18 protein-coding genes are annotated in these 21,643 nt (G+C 39.0%); 4 read left to right on the forward strand and 14 right to left on the reverse strand.

What is annotated here, in order from left to right; genetic code table 11:
- Both LQU94_RS05795 and LQU94_RS05800 read left to right on the forward strand, forming a co-directional pair.
- Positions 1 to 522 (forward strand): nitroreductase family protein, encoded by a 522-nt coding sequence (locus LQU94_RS05795; protein WP_230696754.1) that lies wholly within the window; start codon positions 1 to 3, stop codon positions 520 to 522.
- Between the two features lie 206 nt (positions 523 to 728).
- The gene (locus tag LQU94_RS05800; RefSeq protein WP_230696755.1) at positions 729 to 2,093 is read left to right on the forward strand and encodes a short-chain fatty acid transporter; all 1,365 of its coding nucleotides are present in this window, start codon (positions 729 to 731) and stop codon (positions 2,091 to 2,093) included.
- A 96-nt stretch (positions 2,094 to 2,189) separates the two neighbouring features.
- Here the strand turns inward: LQU94_RS05800 and LQU94_RS05805 are convergent, their stop codons facing one another.
- From LQU94_RS05805 to LQU94_RS05855, 11 genes are all read right to left on the reverse strand, one after another.
- The gene (locus LQU94_RS05805; RefSeq protein ID WP_230696756.1) at positions 2,190 to 3,044 is read right to left on the reverse strand and encodes a 3-hydroxybutyryl-CoA dehydrogenase; all 855 of its coding nucleotides are present in this window, start codon (positions 3,042 to 3,044) and stop codon (positions 2,190 to 2,192) included.
- A gap of 31 nt (positions 3,045 to 3,075) precedes the next feature.
- Positions 3,076 to 3,852 carry an enoyl-CoA hydratase-related protein gene (locus LQU94_RS05810; protein WP_230696757.1) on the reverse strand — a complete coding sequence of 259 codons (777 nt, stop codon included), beginning with the start codon at positions 3,850 to 3,852 and terminating at the stop codon, positions 3,076 to 3,078.
- 33 nt (positions 3,853 to 3,885) lie between these two features.
- Positions 3,886 to 5,067: an acetyl-CoA C-acetyltransferase gene (locus LQU94_RS05815; protein WP_230696758.1), complete on the reverse strand. Its 1,182-nt coding sequence runs from the start codon at positions 5,065 to 5,067 to the stop codon at positions 3,886 to 3,888.
- A gap of 265 nt (positions 5,068 to 5,332) precedes the next feature.
- Positions 5,333 to 6,118: an OAM dimerization domain-containing protein gene (locus LQU94_RS05820; RefSeq protein WP_230696759.1), complete on the reverse strand. Its 786-nt coding sequence runs from the start codon at positions 6,116 to 6,118 to the stop codon at positions 5,333 to 5,335.
- On the reverse strand, positions 6,115 to 7,674 hold the full coding sequence (locus LQU94_RS05825; protein ID WP_230696760.1) for a lysine 5,6-aminomutase subunit alpha: 1,560 nt from the start codon (positions 7,672 to 7,674) through the stop codon (positions 6,115 to 6,117). Before LQU94_RS05825 ends, LQU94_RS05820 begins: the two co-directional genes overlap by 4 nt.
- Positions 7,675 to 7,677: 3 nt before the next feature.
- Positions 7,678 to 9,306 (reverse strand): DNA mismatch repair protein MutS, encoded by a 1,629-nt coding sequence (locus LQU94_RS05830; protein WP_230696761.1) that lies wholly within the window; start codon positions 9,304 to 9,306, stop codon positions 7,678 to 7,680.
- 1 nt (position 9,307) lies between these two features.
- On the reverse strand, positions 9,308 to 10,333 hold the full coding sequence (locus LQU94_RS05835) for a hypothetical protein (protein WP_230696762.1): 1,026 nt from the start codon (positions 10,331 to 10,333) through the stop codon (positions 9,308 to 9,310).
- A 56-nt stretch (positions 10,334 to 10,389) separates the two neighbouring features.
- Complete coding sequence (gene ablA, locus LQU94_RS05840; RefSeq protein WP_230696763.1) at positions 10,390 to 11,631, reverse strand: lysine 2,3-aminomutase; 1,242 nt, start codon at positions 11,629 to 11,631, stop codon at positions 10,390 to 10,392.
- Positions 11,632 to 11,650: 19 nt separating this feature from the next.
- Positions 11,651 to 12,688, reverse strand: coding sequence for a zinc-binding dehydrogenase (locus LQU94_RS05845; protein ID WP_230696764.1), 1,038 nt, complete (start codon positions 12,686 to 12,688; stop codon positions 11,651 to 11,653).
- Between the two features lie 13 nt (positions 12,689 to 12,701).
- Positions 12,702 to 13,526 carry a 3-keto-5-aminohexanoate cleavage protein gene (locus LQU94_RS05850; RefSeq protein ID WP_230696765.1) on the reverse strand — a complete coding sequence of 275 codons (825 nt, stop codon included), beginning with the start codon at positions 13,524 to 13,526 and terminating at the stop codon, positions 12,702 to 12,704.
- 7 nt (positions 13,527 to 13,533) lie between these two features.
- Positions 13,534 to 13,917 (reverse strand): hotdog fold domain-containing protein, encoded by a 384-nt coding sequence (locus tag LQU94_RS05855; protein WP_230696766.1) that lies wholly within the window; start codon positions 13,915 to 13,917, stop codon positions 13,534 to 13,536.
- A gap of 693 nt (positions 13,918 to 14,610) precedes the next feature.
- Here LQU94_RS05855 and LQU94_RS05860 point away from each other — a divergent pair.
- On the forward strand, positions 14,611 to 16,125 hold the full coding sequence (locus tag LQU94_RS05860; protein WP_230696767.1) for a Na+/H+ antiporter NhaC family protein: 1,515 nt from the start codon (positions 14,611 to 14,613) through the stop codon (positions 16,123 to 16,125).
- Positions 16,126 to 16,201: 76 nt separating this feature from the next.
- Here LQU94_RS05860 and LQU94_RS05865 read toward each other — a convergent pair whose 3' ends face one another.
- Together LQU94_RS05865 and LQU94_RS05870 are read right to left on the reverse strand one after the other, a co-directional pair.
- Positions 16,202 to 16,765 (reverse strand): HDIG domain-containing metalloprotein, encoded by a 564-nt coding sequence (locus tag LQU94_RS05865; RefSeq protein ID WP_230696768.1) that lies wholly within the window; start codon positions 16,763 to 16,765, stop codon positions 16,202 to 16,204.
- Positions 16,766 to 16,776: 11 nt separating this feature from the next.
- Positions 16,777 to 17,292 (reverse strand): adenine phosphoribosyltransferase, encoded by a 516-nt coding sequence (locus LQU94_RS05870; RefSeq protein ID WP_230696769.1) that lies wholly within the window; start codon positions 17,290 to 17,292, stop codon positions 16,777 to 16,779.
- Positions 17,293 to 17,404: 112 nt separating this feature from the next.
- Here LQU94_RS05870 and LQU94_RS05875 point away from each other — a divergent pair, with 112 nt between their 5' ends.
- On the forward strand, positions 17,405 to 19,375 hold the full coding sequence (locus tag LQU94_RS05875) for a fructose-1,6-bisphosphatase (protein WP_230696770.1): 1,971 nt from the start codon (positions 17,405 to 17,407) through the stop codon (positions 19,373 to 19,375).
- Between the two features lie 76 nt (positions 19,376 to 19,451).
- On the opposite strand, the gene LQU94_RS05880 is transcribed toward LQU94_RS05875, so the two are convergent.
- Entirely contained in the window at positions 19,452 to 21,575 is a 2,124-nt protein-coding gene (locus LQU94_RS05880) for an S-layer homology domain-containing protein (RefSeq protein WP_230696771.1), read from the reverse strand.
- Positions 21,576 to 21,643: the final 68 nt, after the last annotated feature.

A 21,643-nucleotide genomic window follows, 5' to 3' on the forward strand; every position in this document is an offset into this window, starting at 1 on the left:
ATGGACTTAAAAGAAAGAATTATTGAACGTAGAGCAACTCGCAAGTACACAGACGAAAAAATGGATTTGGAAACATTAAAAGAACTTTTAATGTACGCTTCCATGGGACCTAGTAAAGCCAATGCTCATCCTGTTGAATTTTTGTTGATTGAAGATCCAGAAAAGAAAAAAGCTTTGGCAGAATTGAAACGTTTTGGAACAAAATTCTTAGGGGAAGCTCCTCAAATTATTGCCGTTTTAGGAGATATGGCCATCGATACGACTTGGGTAGAAGAAGCATCTATTGCTGCTGCTTACCTTGGATTGCTATTGGAGGAAGAAGGATTTAGTTCTACTTGGATTAACATTCGGGAACAAACCAACGCTGAAGGAAAAGATTCCGAAGAAATTTTAAGAGAAATCTTTAATATTCCTGACAATTATGGGGTATTGGCGTTGATTCCATTTGGAAAAAAAGACGAACGTACAAAAAAACGTAAACCTTTTGAAATTGACGAAAAATTACACATTGACGAATTCTAAGAAGAAATTCTTATAAGGAAAGAGACTCTGTAAATAGGGTCTCTTTTTTATTCTCTTTTTTATTTCCTTAGTGTTTTAATAGTCATTCATGGTATTCACAAGTATATTGTTTATTTTACAAAATTTTATCCCCTCTATATCTTTTTTTTTTCTTATATGTTAGAGTTGCTTTGTACGTTGTATTTATATATTGATGGAGGTTATATATGTTTAAGAGATTTACCGCCGCTTGCGTTTCTCTCGTGCAAAAATATTTGCCTGATGCATATATCTTCGCCATTTTGCTTACAATCCTTACTTTTGTACTTAGTATGATTAGTACAGGCCAAACGCCTCTAGCCCTTGTTCAACATTGGGGAAACGGTTTCTGGTCCTTGTTAGGATTTACCATGCAAATGGCTTTGGTATTGGTATTAGGAAACGCTTTGGCAAGTTCAAAACCTGTAAAAAAATTATTGATTCGTATTGCTAGTATTGCCAATACACCAACCCAAGCTATTATGCTTGTTTCTTTTGTTTCAGCGATCGCCTGCTGGTTCAACTGGGGATTCGGATTGATTGTTGGTGCTCTATTGGCTAAAGAGCTTGCAAAACGAGTGCCAAATGTAGACTACCGCCTATTGATTGCCGCTGCTTACTCCGGATTCGTTGTATGGCACGCTGGGATTTCTGGATCTGTACCATTGACCATTGCTTCTGATGCTGCAGAGGTATCAAAAGTAACTTTAGGAGCAGTAAATGATACCATTCCCGTTTCTCGTACATTATTCTCTTTGCCAAACTTAATTATGAGTTGGCTTATTATTTTAACCCTTCCTTTCATTAACCGAGCTATGCAACCTGACGCGGACAAAGTAATTGTTGTGGATCCAGCCCTTTTGGTAGAAGAAGAGGAAGAAATAGAAATACATAAAGATGCTATGACTCCAGCTGACAAATTGGAAAACAATAGCATTTTATCCCTATTGGTTGTTGTATTAGGGGGCGCTTTCTTAGTTCTACATTTTGTCAACAACGGATTCGATTTGAATTTGGACATTGTAAATCTAATTTTCTTAGTCCTAGGTGTTGCCTTCCATAGAACGCCTATCCGCTACGTTCGTGCCATTAATGAAGCCGTAAAAGGAGCGGGAGGAATTTTATTGCAATTCCCATTCTATGCTGGAATTATGGGACTTATGACAGGAGCCAATGCGGAAGGGGTAAGTCTTGCTTCCAATATTACGGAGTTATTCCTAAGCTTCTCCACTCCAAAAACATTTAATATGTTTACTTTCTGGAGTGCAGGCCTTATCAATGTTTTTGTACCATCTGGTGGTGGCCAATGGGCCGTTCAAGGACCTATCGCTATGCCAGCTGCTGTAAAAATGGGACTTGACCCTGCCATTACAACTATGGCCGTTGCTTGGGGAGATGCTTGGACCAATATGTTGCAACCATTCTGGGCTCTTCCTGCTTTAGGTATTGCAAAATTAAGTGCAAAAGACATTATGGGATACTGCGTTATTGTTCTATTGTATGTAGGAATTATTATTTCCTTAGGATTCTTCCTTTGGGCTAGCTTCCTATAAAAAAGGCGAGGCTTTTGGCTTCGCTTTTTTATGTCTTAAATTTATAATCTAAGCGCAACAAAAAAAGCTCCCTCTTGGGGAGCTTTTTCTTTTCTTTTATTTGCTGTAATCGTAGAAACCTTTACCAGATTTTCTACCAAGCAATCCGCCACGTACCATTTTACGTAGTAAGTTATGTGGACGATATTTGCTGTCGCCGTACTCGTTATAAAGTACTTCCATAATGGCTAAGCAAACATCCAAACCGATTAAGTCGCCCAATTCCAATGGTCCCATTGGATGGTTCGCACCTAATTTCATAGCTGTATCAATATCTTCAACAGAAGCTACGCCGTCTGCATAGATTCCAATTCCTTCGTTGATCATTGGAAGCAATACACGGTTTACTACGAAACCTGGAGCTTCTTCTACTTCAACTGGAGTTTTGCCTAATTTTTCAGACAATGCAAAGATAGCATCTTTTGTTTCATCAGAAGTTGCAATTCCTTTGATTACTTCTACCAATTTCATCGCTGGAACTGGATTGAAGAAATGCATACCGATTACGCGATCTGGTCTTTTTGTACAGCTTGCGATTTCTGTAATAGAAAGAGAAGAAGTATTTGTAGCGAAAATAGTTTCTGGTTTACAGATTTCTTCCAATTTACCAAAATGTTCTTTTTTCACTTCCATATCTTCTGCGATGGCTTCGATGATTAGATCACAATCTTTTAAGTCAGCATGTTCTGTAGTAATGGTAATTCTTCCTAAAATTCCATCCATTTCATCTTGTGTCATCTTTTCTTTTTTTACAAGACGAGACAAAGATTTTTCTACAGATTTAACACTAGCTCTTGGATTTTCTGGGTCAATATTTCTTACCCACATAAATACGTTCATGTCTTTTTGTGCGCAAATTTGAGCGATTCCGCCCGCCATTGTACCTCTACCTAAAATACCTACTGTATTCATTCTAGTACCTCCATACTATAACTAAAAAGTGTTACTTAAACTCTGGGCTACGTTTTTCTAAGAAAGCTTTCATTCCTTCTTTTTGGTCTTCTGTTGCAAAACATAAACCGAAGGCTGAACGCTCAATTTCCATGGCTGTTTCAATATCTGTTTGTACGCCATTGTTAATAGCAGACTTAGAATATTGAACAGCAGAAGCGGAATTCTTAGCAATAGTAGTAGCCAATTTTATAGCTTCATCCATCAGTTGATCTGGTTCGTAAATATGATTTACCAAGCCAATTCTTAGAGCTTCCTCTGCTCCAATAATTCCTGCTGTATAAATCATTTCCTTTGCCATACCGGATCCAACTGTACGAATCAATCTTTGTGTACCACCAAATCCTGGAGTAATTCCTAAACCCGTTTCTGGTTGACCAAATTTCGCCTTACTTGAAGCAAGTCGAATGTCACAGGATAAGGACAACTCACATCCTCCTCCTAGGGCAAAACCATTTACGGCAGCAATTACAGGTTTGGAACATTTTTCCACTTTCATGAAAGTATCCATGCCCTTTTTCCCGAATTTGTAGCCTTGGGCAGCTTCCAAAGGTGCCATTTCTGAAATATCAGCACCAGCCACAAAAGAGCGACCAGCCCCCGTTAAAATAACACATTTTACGCTGTCATCTTTATCCAATTCATCAAATGCCACTGCCAATTCGTCCAATACATCGCTGTTCAAAGCATTTAATGCTTTTTCACGATTGATGGTAACAATGGCAATTCCATCGTCTTTCTTCTCTAACAAAATATTTACAAAATCCATCATAACCTCCAAAGGATGTGGGAATTCGTACAATTAGTCTCTTTCAATGATTAAAGCAGTACCTTGTCCCCCACCGATACATAATGTAGCAAGACCTTTTTTCGCATCTCTTCTAGCCATTTCGTATACAAGAGTAGTGAAGATACGAGTTCCTGATGCACCAATTGGGTGACCAATTGCAATCGCACCACCGTTTACATTTACTTTATCCATATCTAAGTTCAATTCTTTTGCTACAGCACCAGCTTGAGCAGCAAAAGCTTCGTTTGCTTCGATTAAATCGATATCTTCTACTTTCAAATTAGCTTTTTCTAAAGCTTTCAAAGAAGAAGGAATAGGACCTGTTCCCATGATTGTTGGATCTACACCGGCAGAAGCGTAAGATACGATTGTTGCCAATGGAGTAACGCCCAATTCTTTTGCTTTTTCTTCGCTCATAACCAATACCATGGCAGCGCCATCATTGATACCAGAAGCGTTCGCAGCTGTTACAGTACCACCTTTTTTGAAAGCAGGTTTCATACCAGCTAAACCAGCAGCTTCTACACCATCACGAATGTATTCGTCTGTATCGCAAACTGTTACAGCGCCTTTGCGGCCTTTTACTTCTACAGGAACGATTTCTTCTGCAAAGATTCCTTCCGCACGTGCTTTAGAAGCTCTTTGTTGGCTTACTGCAGCCAATTCATCTTGCATTTCACGAGTGATTCCAAATTGTTCTGCTACATTTTCAGCAGTAATACCCATGTGGTAATCATTAAAAGCATCCCAAAGACCATCTTTGATCATTTCATCTTCGAAAGACACATTACCCATACGAGCACCCCAACGCATTTCTTTTGAAATGAATGGAGCAGAGCTCATAGATTCAGCACCACCTGCTAAAACAACATCTACATCGCCTGCTTTGATCATTTGAGCTGCCAAAGAAATCGCACGAAGACCAGAACCACAAACTTTATTAATTGTCATGGCTGGAGTTGTCAGAGGAATACCTGCATGAACGCCAATTTGACGAGCCACGTTTTGGCCCAAACCAGCTTGCAATACATTACCAATGATAACTTCATCTATATCTTCGGCTTTAATACCAGCTCTTTCAATTGCACCTTTTGCAGCAGCAACTCCTAGTTCTACCGCACTAACATTTTTGAACATACCACCATAAGAACCAACAGGTGTTCTCGCTGCACTTGCAATAATTACTTTTTTCATAAAGCCTCCTTTTTTCTAAAAAAATTCTCTCGGTTTGCTTCTTGCAAACCCTTTCACTTCGTACCATCATTATATGACATCGATAAATTTTCGTCAATATAAAAAGCAAAGATTTTGAAAAAAAATTAACGTTTTTTTTTAGACAATTTTTTCTACTTTCTCGCTCTAGTGGTTTGATACCCATTCCTTCTACTGACTAAAAGGATTTCTTCTTATTCATAAAAAAGCCAGAAGAGTCTCGAACATCTTCTGGCTCCTTTTTTATTTATTTGCCCTTAGCAACTTTCTCTACTACGAAAGTCGCAACATCTTCTGCAAATGTGTTTGGACCAAAACCGGCATCGTATCCTAGCTCTTTCGCTAACTCATAAGATACACGAGGACCACCACAACAGATTAACATCTTGTCGCGGATTCCTTCTGCTTCAGCCAATTCGATCAATTGTGTCATATTTGGAATATGTGCGTTTTGTTGTGTTACAACTTGAGAAACCAAAATTGCGTCTGCGTTTACTTCAATCGCTTTGGCAATCAATTCTTCATTTGGAACTTGTGAACCCATGTTAATGGCTTCGATTCCTTCGTAACGTTCCAAGCCGTAGTGACCGGCAAAACCTTTCATATTCATAATCGCATCGATACCTACAGTGTGGGCGTCAGTACCAGTACAAGCACCAACAACTACTACATCTCTACCAATGTTTTCTTTAATGAAATCTTCTACTTCTTCACGGCTCATTGTATCTACATCAACTTTTGGCACGTTGATTTGCGTATAGTCAATGTCTACATTCATTTCTGCATAAACTACAAAGTATGTGTAGTCGATGCCTAAGTCTTTAGAGTAGATTACAGATGGTTCTTTGAACCCTTGTTTCAAAACGATTTGTTTTGCCGCTTCCATTGCTTCTAAGCCGGATGGAACTGGTAAAGTGAAGGAAAGTTGAACTTTTCCGTCGTTTAGCGTATCACCGTATGGCTTTACTTTCGTTAAATCAACTTTTTCTGCGTACAAATTGTTGTTTGTATTTTGGCTCATACCTGCGCTCATACTAATTCCCTCCCTTCTGTCATCAATGGAATGAATGGGTTGAAGTATTCTTCTGCTCTTTCTACAACGCCTTCCAAACCTTTACCGCCTGTACGGCTACGTTTTACGCCACCGAATTTACCTTCTTCGATTGTTTTGAAGATTCCTTCTGCTTCAATTTCTTCCAATAATACTTGGGCTTTTTCCACAACTTCGTTTGCGCGAGTTTCCATGATTCCGCCTTTTTTGAATTCGATATCGTCGCCGAAATCTTTCATATTATTGAAGACATATTGTGCGTTTTCAATGGCTAAATAACGGTCTTGCAAGTGAGGTGTATGAACCGCTTCTGTCATCATACCTAACAATTGCAATCCTTGGTGAGTCATAATCGATACGGCATTAAACAATGCATCTTGTACATGACCTTTCATAATGTTTCCTGTCATGAATTTTGTTGGTGGCATGTATTTCAATGGTGCCTTAGGGAAGATTTGGCGAGCCATTTGTGCTTGCGCCAACTCATATAAGAAACCGTTGGTTGTATCTGGATCCATTTCGAAACAGTGACCCAATCCCATTTGCTCTTCTGGCAATGCTGCCATTAAAGCGAATTGTTCGTTCATATATTGAGAAGACAATACAGTATGTGCCTCTTCTACTGCATCAGCTGTAGTCAAGTAGTTGTCTTCTCCTGTGTTGATAATAACTCCTGCGTAACCGTTGATTACACGTGAGAAGTATTGGTCAACCAAAGTTCTTTGCATATTGATATCGCGGAATAGGATACCGTACAATGCGTCGTTTAACATTACGTCCAAACGTTCCATTGCTCCCATTGCTGCAATCTCAGGCATACACAATCCAGAACAGTAGTTACAAAGACGGATATAACGTCCTACTTTTTCCCCTACTTCATCCAAGGCAGCACGCATTAAACGGAAGTTCTCTTGTGTCGCATACGTTCCACCAAATCCTCCTGTTGGAGCGGAATAGGGAACAAAGTCCAATAGAGATTGTCCTGTTGTACGGATTACAGCGATAATGTCTGCTCCTTGTAATGCGGCAGCTTTTGCTTGAACGATATCTTCGTAGATATTCCCTGTTGCTACAATTACATATAGATAAGGACGAGGACCTTCTCCTAGTGTTTCTAGGTATTCGTTACGTTTTGCCACTGTGTTGTCTACGACTTTCATGCGTTCTTTTGCTTCGGACATAACAACATTTTGAATTTCGCTTAAGTCATGACGTGGTAGATCTACTAGATTTAATGTTCCAGCAGCTACTTCTTCAGCGATTTCTTGTGGTTTCATTCCTGTTTCGATCATTGCGTTACCGATCCAGTAAGAAATCCCTTTATTTAATTCGCCAGCTTCGTGGATTTGTTCCACTACTACATTTGGCATTGGTACTTCTGCGTCATCTTGTCCATCGATTCCTAACAAACGCAATACAGCACGTTCTGTAGATACGGTTGTATGGGTGTCGATGAATTCTTGTACTTGCTCTGCAATGGCACGAGCGGAAGCACGAGATTTATCAATGACACTTTGATCAAGATTTAATTTCCCCATGTTTCACCATCCATTCTTTAAGGCATCCTCAGCATAATGTGTGATTTCTTCCGGTAATCCCATCATTCTTGCAATTTGGATTGCATCTTTTGGTACTTCTGTAAATTGTGATACTTCTTTTAATCGATAATCCATATATTGGTTGATTCTCTTCAAAGCCGTAGAATTGGAATCAAAATCCAATTCTTCCATATTGATATTGGCCAGTCCAATCACTTGAAGATGTTTTACTCCTTCAAGGCGAGTAATTTGATCAAAATGGGTTGTAATTAAGGTGATTGAGGGTTTATCCTGTAAATGTTTTGCAATGGCTAGGCTGATTGCATATCCTTCTTGTGGATTGGTTCCACGAGCAAGCTCATCGATGAGAAGCAGGCCTCTTTCCTCTGCCCGTCCAATCGCATAGGTGACATTTTCAATCTCACCACCGAAAGTGGAGAGCCCTGATGATGTCGATTGAAAATCTCCTATGGAAGTTCGCACAAATTCATTGAGTCCAACGGTCATCTGTTTCGCTGGCACAAAAAGTGCCATCTGAGCCATTACGCTTAATAATCCTACAATTTTTAGGCTAATGGTCTTTCCGCCCATGTTTGCTCCTGTTATACAGGTAACCCCTTTTTCTAAAGAGATAGAAATGGGGGTGAACTCCATCCCCTGTTTCTTCAGATTCTCTTGAATCTTCGGATATCGTCCATCCTCAATTTCTATTACATGTTCCTCTACAATTGTTGGCTTAACTGCATCCATTTGAATCGCCATATCGGCTTTGGCAATATACAAATCCAAATTTGCCAAACTATGGATATTCTTTTTTAATATTTTGTATTGTTTTGCTACCTCACGAGTGAGTTTTCGCAAAACCACTTGTTCCTCTTCATGCTCTTGGGCTTTGTAATATTCAATTTCCTCTTTTATTGAAAGCATTTCGTCCGTTTGTTTGAGTGAGAAGACAATAGCATTAAACGTTTCTGACTGAAATACCAACAAAGGACATTGATTAGCCCTCTCCAAGCTTTCTTTATCTTGTTTGGATAATAAAACAGTGGAGTCAGCACTAAGAGATAAATCGTATGATTGTTTTAATTCTAAGCGAAGATTGCGTAAATCTCTTCTTTGTTCATTTTCCAATTGGCTGCGAGTCCGACGAAAATCGGCTAGCCGTTTGGAATAAGAATCATAGAGATAAAAGCTCGTTGTATTTTCCCCTTCTGGGTTCAGGACTTCTTCTAAAGCCGGAATGGGAACAAGTTCTGTTTTTTGAAAACTTAATAACTGGCTATCCTTAAAAAGTTCCAATAAATTTTTCACTGTAAATACAATGGCTTTTATCTCATAGAGTTCTACTTCTGATAAGATGGAATCCCCTCGAGCACGCTGCAAAGAGTATCGTACATCCTTTACAGAGTGAAGCATTTTTTTCGCTTCACCAACCCCCTCATGCTCTTCGATCCATTGTATAAAAGCTTCCAAGTTCTCTAAATCTTGGATTAAATATTTTTCTGTTCCAACGGGATAGGCACGAATGTTTTTCTTATATTCCACACCATAAGGTGTCCTAGGTTGCAATTTTTCTAAAATAAAATCTAGGTCTATTACTTCTCGCACTTGACGATCCATAAAATCAAACATTTCAACCTCCCATCATTAAATCCACAATCTCCACATTGGGTATCTTTTCGACCATGGCTTCCTTAAAAGCTTTCCCATCAAATTGATATCCCTCTGGAGCGTATGGGTTAAGAGTTATAGCTACCAATTCAGAATGATGCAATAACTCAATATACAAACCTCGGCGCAAAAGACGTTTGTACGGTTTTGCCTCTATAAAAACTTTCGTTGCGTCGGCTACAATAACGCGAATGTCTTTTCCATAGGGCGAAAAACGTAAAAAATCTTCTGCGACAGAGGAGGTTAAAGCACCAGGAAAAACTAGATACTCTGTATCTTCCCCCACGGCATCTGCCAATTTACGACCAGCACCTAGCCCTGTTGCTAAATCCAACCTATGAATATTTCCTTCTTTATCTATAGTAGCGTAGGTTTTCTCTTGCAGAAGTCCTTCAATTTCCGCTCGATATTTTTCCACTGTGGGCAAGGTAAATAGTTTCGCTATATGTGCTGTTTCCTCTACTACTCGATCCATGCTTCGATCAAAGCTCGCTCCACTGGCCAAGATGGTTGCCTGTGTAATTTCTGGAGCCGCTGATGACTTTCTGTCCAAAGCACCATCAATGATGGAGAATTCAGCTCCCAGTTCCAACATACGGTCCGAAACCATTTTTGTTTCTTTTAACGTTTGTGGTCCTGAAATTTGTACGTGTCCATCATAAATTACCTTTCCGATAATCACTTCCCCCAAAGGAGTATCGAAAGGAGTAATTTCTTCAATAGATACAGTCGCTTCACTAAGCTCCAACAGTTTCTTTGTGGTCGCTACATAGTTGCCTTGTGGCAAGAAAATGGTCGGCTTATCTGTGTCGGTAACTACATCGATTCTTTCCCCATCTCTTCCAATGGAAGTGATGCCAATAGATACACCCCTCATATCCATTTCATCAATTAGATGGTTTAACGTAAAAGTTTTACCTGCATTTTTAGACATGCCAATTATGCTCATGACGTTGTATTTAGGGTAGACTTTATCGATTAGTGACACAGATGCCTCCTTTTTCCTTCTATTATATTATATGGTCAATTATCTACAGCTTATTCTTAGTGTTTGCTTCTTTCGTGACGAGCTAAGTTAGATGGTTCCATGTTGCGAACATCTTCGCCTTTAAGCAATTCGAATACACCGTGATCTTTCACGTCTGCTGCGTGGTATGGATCTTCGTCTACTACGTAGTTTGGTTCTGTATAAGTTGTAATGATACCTTCGTAGTTTCTCAATACAATTTTGTTTGGAGATTGAGAGATGATGTATTGAGGCATAACTGGAGTTTTTCCTCCACCACCTGGTGCATCTACAACGAAAGTTGGTACGCAGTATCCTGAAGTATGGCCACGAAGACCTTCGATAATTTCGATACCTTTAGAAACTTTTGTACGGAAGTGTTCGATACCAAGAGAAAGGTCACATTGGTAGATGTAGTAAGGACGAACACGCATTTTTACTAATTCATGAACCAATTTTCTCATAATTCCAACGCTGTCGTTTACTCCACGAAGAAGTACAGATTGGTTTCCTAAAGGAATACCAGCGTCTGCTAACTTACGGCAAGCTTCAACAGCTTCTGGAGTTACTTCGTTTGGATGGTTGAAGTGAGTGTTTAGCCAAATTGGATGGTATTTTTTCAACATGTTTACTAAATCATCTGTAATACGTTGTGGACATACTACTGGAGTACGGCTACCGATACGAATGATTTCAACGTGTTCGATTTTACGAAGCTCAGAAATAATGTATTCCAAACGTTCGTCACCAACCATTAAAGCGTCCCCACCAGATAATAATACGTCACGTACTACTGGAGTGTTACGGATGTATTCGATACATGCATCGATACGATCTTTACCAACGCCGCTGTCTTTGCTACCTGCAAAACGACGTCTTGTACAGTGACGGCAGTACATAGAACACATATCAGTGATTAGTAAAAGTACACGGTCTGGGTAACGATGAGTCAATCCTGGAACTGGAGAATCTTCATCTTCATGCAATGGATCTTCCAAGTCAGAAGCTGCAATATGAGTTTCAAAACCAGCTGGGATTGCTTGCAAACGAACTGGATCTTTAGGATCTTCTGGATGCATTAAGCTTGCATAGTATGGAGTAATACCCATACGGAATTTATCCAATACAGATTGAATGTCTTCTTTTTCTTTGTCTGTTAATTTAACAATTTTTTCAAGAGTTTCAATGTCTTGGATACGGTTTTGTACTTGCCAATGCCAGTCATTCCACTGTTCTTCTGTTACATCTGCCCACAATGGGATATCTTTGTAATTTCTCATTTGTTTTCCTCCAAATTTTTTAAGCAAATAGTTTCGTATAAAGCTCTCTCATAGAATCTGAATCACGCATAATTTGAATGGTCAATTCGCCATGGCCTTTTGTATAACCATTACCAATCATCATGTTCACATCTTTACCTACCCCTTCAGCACCTAAGGCTGCTTTTGTAAAGCTTGTTGCCATACTGAAGAAATATACTAAACCTTCATCTTTTGTACAAAGGATAGAGGCCATTTCGGTATTTTCTACGTTTACACAGTTAATTACAACATCGCAAAGTTCGCCATTTGTAACTTCTTCGATTTTTTGTAACAAACCTACCGCATCAGTAGCATCGGCAGCGATACATACATCAGCGATGCCCATTTCTTTGATTTCTTCAAAACGAGTTTCATCATAGTTCACGCAAATTACTTTTCCAGTAGGACCTACGCGACGTTTTGCTTCGTATAAACAAAGCATACCGGCTTTACCAGGACCACCAATAACCATAACTGTATCGCCAAATTTACAGATTTTAGCCGTTTGTGCAGGAGCTCCTGCTACGTCCAATACAGAAAGAGTCAAGTTTTCTGGAAGGTCATCAGGAATTACAGCATAGATACCAGATTCAAATAGAATCGCTTTACCATCGATGTCTACTTGGTCGATTTCTGGACGAATTTCTTTGATATTATCAATGCGAAGTGGAGTCAAAGAAAGAGATACCAAAGTCGCGATCTTGTCGCCAACTTTTAGATCCGTTGTATCTTTAATTCCTTCTCCGATTTCTTCGATTGTACCGATTAACATCCCGCCACTACCAGTTACTGGGTTTTGGTGTTTTCCACGTTCTTCAACGATTCCTTTGATAATTTCTTCTGTTTTCGCCAAATCTTTTTCTGCTTGATTATAGATTTGAGTGAAAGATGCAGAGTCAATGTTCAAAGTTTGAACATCAATTAAGATCTCGTTGTCATATATTTCCATATCATTGCTGATTTTTACAGCTGGTTGAGGCAAAATTCCTTTTGGCTCAATAACACGGTGTGTACCGTAACGATTTCCTTTTTTCATGATTCAATACCTCTTATTTTTCCAATGGTTTCAAAGATAGAATTTCACGAGCTTCTGCTGGAGTTGCTACTTCACGACCCAATAGGTTCGCCAATTTTACAACTTTTTCTACCATTTCTCCATTACTCTTAGCCAATACACCTTTTTCAAGATATAAATTGTCTTCAAAACCTACACGAACATGTCCGCCCATAACAATCGCTAAAGCAGCCATGTTAAATTGATGACGTCCAAGTCCTGCTACCGTCCAAGTGGAACCTTCTGGAAGAGAACTTGAGATAAAAGCTAAGTCCCTAGCTGTTGCAGCCATTTGAACACCCAAGACAAAGTCAAAGTGCATTGGTTTATCAATATATCCCTCTTTTTGATAACGAATCGCTAAATCAACCATTCCTTTATCAAAAACTTCGATTTCAGGCTTAACGCCTCTCTCTTTCAAAATCTTTCCAAAATTACGGATTGTTGTTTCAGAATTTAAGAAAACTTCATCGCCACCAAAGTTTACACTGCCACAATCAAGGGTTGCCATCTCTGGATGTAATTCTGTTGGTTGAAGTCTTTCTAAATCCGTCATGCCTACCGCACCACCAGTTGATGGTTGGATGATTACATCTGGACAAGCTTCACGAATGGCATCCATACAAACTTTGTAACGTTCTTTGGATTGAGTAGGAGTACCATCATCTTCTCTTACATGTAAGTGAATGATGGCCGCTCCTGCGTCATAAGCAGATTTTGCTTCACGAACAACTTCTTCTACCGTATAAGGAACCGCTGGGTTTTGCTCTTTTGTAACTTCTGCGCCACAAATGGCCGCTGTGATAATTACTTTTTCCACCCTAGCCCTACTTTCTTTGACAATCTTTAGGCACTACACAAGTACCAGAAGCACGAGTTACCACGATTGGTTCTTCTAAGAAATCTGCTGCAGAAGCGCTAATGTCTGTACGAGCTACCACTACTTTGCGAGCTTCAAATTTCATCTTACGAGAAGAATTTCCTGTTTCTACGATTTCCCCAACGGCTTCGATATAGTCTCCAGCGTATACAGGAGCTAAAAATTCAACATCATCATACGCTACAAACAAACCCTCATCACCATCGTTGCGAATTAATAGTTCAGTAGCAACATCCCCAAACAAAGCCAACATATGGGCTCCGTCTACAAGATTTCCGCCGTAATGGGCATCTCCTGAACTCATTCTTAAACGTATCATTACTTTTTCCATGCTAAAACCCCTTTCATTCCTAATTTTTGGTTTCCTCACATTGATACGATTTTCTAAAGGGAATTCTAAGGAATGACTCTTTTATAAAAGTATAAAAAAAGAGCCATTTCTTAACCTCAACAAAGTCAAGAAAATAGCTCTCCCTAATCGAATAGATAGGACAGTCGTGCAGACCCTACTCCACATCAACCTGAGATCAAAAGATCCCGTCGGCATCCGCAACCTTCACCTCTTTGGCTACCCTACGAATGCACCTCTATTTTGCATTTCCCTTTATAAAATTATAGCCAGACCTATTGGCTTGTTCTAAAATATCACACCGTTAAAATTTATGCAAGCCATTTTCTGCAATCGGTTCCCTTAGAAAATGAATTTTATAAATTTCGCAACAGCGTTTTGAAATGCCCTTGTAAAATTTACAAAATTTGTTCATGTTTTTTTATGATTTTATTATACTGAAGAAAAATTTATCTGTAAATTCTACTTTCTTTACCTATTATATATGCCTAACTGTAAATGCATTCATCTTCCACCTTTTCTCTTTAGCCTAGTAAAGAGCCCAGTTTTCTCAATTTTTTTCCCCTTGAAAACATTTTTCTTTTGAGATATCATTAATGAACACGCTTGTGTTTAATAAATATCAGACAAGCGTAAAATTCATTTTATTTATTTTTTATAACAAAGGAGAGAGAAATGGAAAATCAAAGACAGTTTAGCCTTTGGAAATCGATTCTAAAGCTAACTCCAATTATTTTATTGGCTTATTTAATGATTGGTGAAATCGAAATCGGCCCCGTTGTACTTAAGGGAGCTGGATACGACGTGTTGATCGCTGCTCCATTGGCTGCCGTTTACGCTTGTATTGTTGCTTTCATCACAGAGGGTGTCCGTCCAACAGAATGTATCGAGGTTGGGGTGGAAAACGTAAGACAAATCCAATTGGTATTCTTTATTTTGATGATGGCCGCTGCCATGGCAAATACCTTTATGGAAACTGGCGTAGGCGCTGCGGTTGTAAACATCGCTCTTAACGCTGGTATGACGGCTCGTACCATTGCTCCTATTGGACTTTTGGTTACTGCTATATTGTCCGTAGCCACTGGTACTTCTTGGGGAACATTCGCTGCTTGCGCTCCTATCTTTTTGTGGTTAAACCACATTGTTGGGGGAGATATTTTATTAACAACAGCAGCCATTGCTGGTGGGGCATGTTTTGGAGACAATATCGGCTTGATTTCCGATACAACGGTAGTAAGTTCTGGTATCCAACGTGTAGAAGTTATTGACCGTGTTCGTCATCAAGGGGTTTGGTCTTTATCTTGCTTAATTCTTTCATTCATCGTTTTCTTTGTAATGAGTATGAATTTTGCAAATGTTTCTGCAACAGGGGCAGATGCCATTGCTCAAATTAGCCCAGATACTTTTGCTTTCTTAGAAGAAGAACGTCCTGCTGCCGTTACTCTATTAAACCAAATCAGCAGCGGTGTTTCTTACATTATGGTAATTCCTTTAATTGCTGTAATTGCTTCTGCTGTTATGGGAACTCCTACTCTTATGTGCTTGGGCTTGGGTATCATATTGTCTTTGGTATTGGGATTATTCACTGGTACTGTAGACTCTGTAAATACTTTCTTAAACGAAACAATCTATGGCGGTTTCGAAGAAGCTGGTGCATGGGTTATCATCATGATGATGTGGATTTCGTTCTTTGGCGGGGTTATGAATCGTATGCACGCCTTTGAACCATTGTCTATTTTAGCTCTTAAACTTTCCAACAGCGTACGTCAATTGATGTTCTGGAACGGTGTTCTTTCTTTGGCGGGAAATGCTTTATTGGCAGATGAAATGGCACAAATCGTAACCGTAGGTCCAATTATTGGTCAATTGGTTGATGAAAACGTAGAAGGTTCTGAAGAAGACATGTACACTCTTCACCTAAGAAACGCAACGTTCTCTGATGCATTGGGAGTATTTGGTTCCCAGTTGATTCCATGGCATGTATACATTTCTTATTATGTATCTATGGCCGCTGCCGTTTATCCACTACACGCTTTTACTGGTATGGATATTATCAAATACAACTTCACAGCCTATATTGCTGTATTCAGTATCTTAATTTTGACTTTAACTGGTTTGGATCGTTTCGTTCCATTGTTCAAAATGCCAGCAGAACCAGCTGTTCGTTTGAAAAAACCAGCAAAACAATAAAAGCAAAAAGCTTCGTCATAGACGAAGCTTTTTTACATCCTTTCAAGAAAAAAGAGGGGCCATCCCCTCTCTTTTTTTATGCGTTTTCTTCCATTTCTTGCATACCTTTTAAGGTTTCTGCCATTAAATCATCCATAGACATTCCTAGATTTTCCGCTCCTTTTTTAATGACTTCTCGGTCACATCCAGCGGCGAATTTTTTGTCTTTGAATTTTTTCTTTACACTTTTTAGCTCCATATCCAAAGTGGATTTACTTGGACGCATAAGAGCTGCCGCTCCAATAATTCCCGTTAATTCATCCACTGCATACAAAACTTTTTCCATTTCTTTTTTGGGTTCGTTGGGCGTTTCTGTCATACCAAATCCATGGCTTGTAATAGCGTAAATCATTTCTTCGTCTACGTCATTTTTTTCCAAAATCTCTACGGCTTTCACACAGTGTTCCTCTGGATACATTTCGAAATCCACATCGTGTAACAAGCCTACAATTCGCCAAAATTCAACATTTTCCGGATCTCTTTCCTTGGCGAAATAAGCCATAACTTCCCCAACGGTTTTTCCGTGCACTAAGTGAAATTCTTCCTTGTTGTATTCTTTTAAGATTTCATAAGCTTCTTCATAAGTTGATATTCTTCCCATAAGACCCTCTCCTATTCATAGTGCAATAAAGAACGTACTTCGTAACCTTCTAATTTTTTTCTTCCGCCTAAATCGTCCAATTCAATTAAGAACAAAAATCCACTAATTTTGCCTCCAATTTTTTCAATCAAATTGGCCGCTGCTTTGGACGTTCCTCCTGTGGCCAATAGATCGTCTACAATTAGGATTTTTTCTCCTTTTTCAATGGCGTCTTCATGTATTTCAATGGCGTCTGTTCCATATTCTAAATCGTATTCTTCTTTGATTTTGTGAAAAGGCAATTTCCCTGGTTTACGAATCGGGATAAATCCACAATCCAACGCCAAAGACAAAGGCGCCCCAACAATAAATCCTCTGGCTTCGATTCCTACAACTTTGTCTATTTCTAAATCTTTTACTGCCTTCGCCAACTGATCAATTGCATCGCGAAAAGTATCTGCATCTTGTAAAACAGGCGTTATATCACGAAATGTCACCCCTTCAATTGGATAATTTTCAATTGAACGAATTGCTTGTTTTAAGTCCATATCTGTTTCCCCTTTTTTCTCAATATATCTTAAGTATAGCACATATATAGTTTATTTGTCTTTTACTCAAAAGAAACAATCTTCTGTTATACTATAAAAATAGGAGGAATTTATGAAAGAGAAAAATACATTTACACAGTCCGAATCCATGGACTATTATAAGCTCCTTGGAGAAAAATATCCCAACGCGCGAAATGCCCTTTCAGAGGCTATGCTTCTTTCGGCTTCCTTAAAACTTCCCAAGCCTACAGAACATTTTCTAAGTGATATTCATGGAGAATACAATGCTTTCACCCACGTATTGCGAAATGCCTCTGGGGTTATTCGTCGTTATATTGGGGAACTTTTTCCTCACAAATCCGCCCAAGAGCAACAGGAACTTGCTACGATTTTGTATTATCCCGAAAAAAAATTAGCCCACTTAAAAGAAACTTTATCCAAAGAAGAATACCAAAACCGCCTAGCTTTGGCTCTATCTGATGCCATTATTGTGGCCAAACGCGTGGCAACAAAATACGATCACAGAATCATCTATGACGTCTTGCCAGAAGATACTCGCCCAGTTCTTGATTCTTTGCTTTTAGAAGAAAAGGAATTTCGCCACAAAGGTCGTTACGTTTCTGAACTCTTGGACCAAATTTTAGAAAGCAACCAAGGGGAAAAATATATCCAAGACATTGCCAATCTTACTAGCCGATTTGCCATTGAAAATCTTCATGTTATTGGAGATATTTACGATCGTGGAGATGAGGCAGAAAAAGTTATGGACTTTTTAATGGACCACCCTGGCGTAGATATTCAGTGGGGAAACCATGATATTGCCTGGGTAGGAGCTGCTTCAGGATCTCATGCTTTAATTGCCAATGTCTTGCGTATTGCTACAAGATATAATGAGCTAGATACCTTAGAAGACGGCTACGGGATCAACCTTATGCCTTTGGTTCAATTTTCTATGGATATATACAAGGTTTCTTCTGCTTTTCTTCCAAAGGTTCCAGATTCTAGTCAAGATCGCAATGAACTTTTGGCAAAAATGCACAAAGCCCTTGCCATTTTACAATTCAAAGCAGAGGGACAGATTATCCAAAGAAATCCTTCTTTTCAATTGGACCATATGCTTTTAATGGACAAAATAGACTGGGACGATAAGACGGCTACTATAGAATACAATGGGATGACATATCCCCTTTTGGATGATTATTTCCCAACAGTAGACCCTCTAAATCCTTTCGCCTACACTCCTAAAGAAAAAGAAGTAATGGATCGCTTAACGAAGTCTTTTTTATCTAGCCAACGACTTCAAAAACACATTCGTTTTCTTGTAGATCGTGGAGCTATGTACAAAATTTCCAATGGAAATCTTCTGTTTCACGGATGCATTCCTATGACCGAACACGGAGAGTTTCGCACTACGGATTTTACAGGAGAAGTTCTAAGCGGAAAAAAATTACTGGATTCTTTAAGCGAAACCGTTCGTTCTGCCTTTTATGAAAAACGCCCCAAATTACGGGAATGGTCTCAAGATTTGCTATTCTATCTATGGTGCGGAAAAGATTCTCCTCTTTTTGGAAAAGATTTAATTACTACTTTCAACCGGTACTTTATTGAGAACAAAGAAACCCACATAGAAAACAAAGACCCTTATTATCGCCATCGAGAAAAAGAAGACATTGCCTTGAAAATTTTGGAAGAGTTTGGAATTCAAGATCCTCGAGGAATGATTGTAAATGGCCACACACCAGTAAAGAAAATCAAAGGAGAATCTCCCATTAAAGCCAATGGTAAAGTGGTGGTAATTGACGGTGGATTCGCTCCTGCTTATCGGAAAAGTACAGGTACCGCTGGATACACTCTAATTTCCAATTCCTATGGACTGTTACTAGCTACCCATACCCCTCTTCCTGGGGAAGAACCTTTGATTCAAGAAAATCTCGACATCACCTCTTCTTTGGAATTCATTCTGGAATACGACCACAGAAGACTTGCTGAAGATACCGACAAAGGAAAAGAAGTGAAAAAATATATCGAAGACTTAAAATTTCTCGCTTCTCTCTATGAAGATGGACGTTTGACAGAAAAATAAAAACACAAAAAAAAGGATGCTGTTTAGCATCCCTTTTTTATTGGTCGATATAGGAAATGATTTGGTTTTTTAAGAATTATTCTACTTTACTTAACGCCTCCTCCATAGCCGAAATTGCTGCTACCGACGTTTCCGTAGCATTGGATACAGTGTCAATTCTATTTTTCTCTATTTTTTCCTCTGTATTTTGCTTCACTCTAGCTAGAGATTCTGCCTTTGTTTTACCTCTAAAATAATCTAACTTCTTAGCCCCTCTATAGTTCTCTAAATACCCTTCACTTCCTTGGGAAGCACGCGTTTCAGAATCATCTACTCCTGTGATTACGCCGCCTTTCATCTTTATTTTCACAACATAATCATAACCCAAATGCCCTACAGGACTTGAGCCTTCGTAAACTTTTTCTCCCGGCTCTGGCGTCACTTCTGACTCTTCCTTTGCTCCTTGATACAGAAACTCTACACTACCATATCCAAATGTTTCTACGGTAATCTTGTACATTTTTCCTTCGGCAAAAACAGGCGCTTTGTTTCGACCAGCTACGGCGGCACCATCAATGGTTCCATCGGCTTTAATCATTGGAGCATCTGCATAACTTCCTTTGTTTCCATGGTGTCCTACTGGTTCTACTTCTACGGCTTTGCTTCCTTCTACGGCTTTATCTTCTGTAACATCCCATTCTTGGATGATAATTTCTTCTATATTTTTTTGGAAGTTTTCAAAGTTATTGTCTGATACTTTTACTTTTCCATTTTCGTAGCTTAAACTTCCTCCTTCAATTACAAGGTAAGGATATTTTCTTGGGGATCCATGGCCGGATTCAAAGTCGGGAGAACGGTAATTACCGTTCTCATCTACAATGTTTACAAAATATTTTCCTGTTATTGCATTGGCATCTTTTACAATCAAACGGAAACCGTCTTTTTCTGCTTTCCATTCCACTTTGGAATTGTCTACATAATTTTCTCCATTATAGATTCCTTGGTTTACGCTTAAATATTTTACTTTGAAATCTTTCGGCAAATTGTTCTTAAAGAACACTTCATAGCCTTTTTCTGTTTTTTCTACTGGACCCGCCACTAAAGTTTGATCGTTTTCTAAGAATTTCTTTCCTGCTTTTCCATCATAAGCGTTTAGTACCGCTTGTTTTAACGCTTTTCCTGTTTCAGTTGCTCCCGATACCACATCGGCTTCTCCCGTTTCCATTTTCAATGCAACCACACCAGCACGATCTAATCCTTTGAATTTATCATAGACTTTTTGATCCAGTCTTTGAAAATAAGCTTCGTTTTTCCCTAGACTTGTTTTTCCTGGTGCCAAACCTTTGGTAGCCGTTTCGTTATCCGTTACGGATTTGATTTTTCCTTCTTTATCCAAATCCACTTTTACTCGTACATTATAGAATGGCGGATGAATAAATGGTTTCACAACGGGATATTGTTGCTGATCCACATTGGCATCGCCGTAAACTGTTTTTTCTTTTCCTTCTGGTTTTGAAGGTTTCCCAGGAAATCCTGGTTTTGTTTCTGGAGTAGAAAGAGCAGAAGGCGCTTTTTCTTTTTCCTTGCCATTCTCTTCCTTTGTCTCTTCTTTCCCTGCAAACGCCTTATATACAATTTGTGCAAACTCTGCTCGGGTTATATTTTCCTTTGGACGCAATCCATTTTCATCCCCTGTTACAATTTTTGCTTCAATCAGTTGATTCACAGAAGATTTTGCCCAAGAGGACACAACGCTTCCATCTTTGTATTGAGATATTTTATCTCCTGCTGTTTTTTCTCCCAACACACGAGCCAAAATTGTAAAGGCTTCTTCTCGAGTAATGTTTTCATTTGGAGCCATCTCTGTTTGAGAACGCCCATTGATAAATCCCGCTTTTACGGCTTTTTCAATTTCATTGTAAAACCAATCTTCCACTTTTACGTCTTTGAAACGAGAAATATCGGTTGTTTCCTTGGTTTCTTTTACACGATTCATAATGGTTGCCATTTGTGCTCTTGTTAATAAAGAATTTGGCGAAATATGTAGAGAATCGATGCCTTTTATGTATTCTTTTTGTATGCAATAATTTAATCCCTTATAGGACCAGTGATTTTCCCCCGGCATATCTTGATAACTCGCCGCCTGAATTCCACTTTGTAAAGCAAGACTTAAAGCCAATGCCATAGCAGCACTCGATAGATATTTTTTTCTTTGTTTCATTTGAACCTCCTTAAATTTACTTGATAATCGATATCATTATTATATCCGTATGCTGCCTTTTTGACAAT

The organism is Peptoniphilus sp. KCTC 25270 (assembly GCF_021012875.1).
GTDB lineage: Bacteria > Bacillota > Clostridia > Tissierellales > Peptoniphilaceae > JAJMZJ01.

Excerpts from the sequence above, each read along its gene's own strand:
- LQU94_RS05795 (WP_230696754.1), top strand. The coding sequence starts at position 1 with ATGGACTTAAAAGAAAGAATTATTGAACGTAGAGCAACTCGCAAGTAC.
- LQU94_RS05800 (WP_230696755.1), top strand. The coding sequence starts at position 729 with ATGTTTAAGAGATTTACCGCCGCTTGCGTTTCTCTCGTGCAAAAATAT.
- LQU94_RS05805 (WP_230696756.1), bottom strand. The coding sequence starts at position 3,044 with ATGAATACAGTAGGTATTTTAGGTAGAGGTACAATGGCGGGCGGAATC.
- LQU94_RS05810 (WP_230696757.1), bottom strand. The coding sequence starts at position 3,852 with ATGGATTTTGTAAATATTTTGTTAGAGAAGAAAGACGATGGAATTGCC.
- LQU94_RS05815 (WP_230696758.1), bottom strand. The coding sequence starts at position 5,067 with ATGAAAAAAGTAATTATTGCAAGTGCAGCGAGAACACCTGTTGGTTCT.
- LQU94_RS05820 (WP_230696759.1), bottom strand. The coding sequence starts at position 6,118 with ATGAGCGCAGGTATGAGCCAAAATACAAACAACAATTTGTACGCAGAA.
- LQU94_RS05825 (WP_230696760.1), bottom strand. The coding sequence starts at position 7,674 with ATGGGGAAATTAAATCTTGATCAAAGTGTCATTGATAAATCTCGTGCT.
- LQU94_RS05830 (WP_230696761.1), bottom strand. The coding sequence starts at position 9,306 with ATGTTTGATTTTATGGATCGTCAAGTGCGAGAAGTAATAGACCTAGAT.
- ablA (WP_230696763.1), bottom strand. The coding sequence starts at position 11,631 with ATGAGAAATTACAAAGATATCCCATTGTGGGCAGATGTAACAGAAGAA.
- LQU94_RS05845 (WP_230696764.1), bottom strand. The coding sequence starts at position 12,688 with ATGAAAAAAGGAAATCGTTACGGTACACACCGTGTTATTGAGCCAAAA.
- LQU94_RS05855 (WP_230696766.1), bottom strand. The coding sequence starts at position 13,917 with ATGGAAAAAGTAATGATACGTTTAAGAATGAGTTCAGGAGATGCCCAT.
- LQU94_RS05860 (WP_230696767.1), top strand. The coding sequence starts at position 14,611 with ATGGAAAATCAAAGACAGTTTAGCCTTTGGAAATCGATTCTAAAGCTA.
- LQU94_RS05865 (WP_230696768.1), bottom strand. The coding sequence starts at position 16,765 with ATGGGAAGAATATCAACTTATGAAGAAGCTTATGAAATCTTAAAAGAA.
- LQU94_RS05870 (WP_230696769.1), bottom strand. The coding sequence starts at position 17,292 with ATGGACTTAAAACAAGCAATTCGTTCAATTGAAAATTATCCAATTGAA.
- LQU94_RS05875 (WP_230696770.1), top strand. The coding sequence starts at position 17,405 with ATGAAAGAGAAAAATACATTTACACAGTCCGAATCCATGGACTATTAT.
- LQU94_RS05880 (WP_230696771.1), bottom strand. The coding sequence starts at position 21,575 with ATGAAACAAAGAAAAAAATATCTATCGAGTGCTGCTATGGCATTGGCT.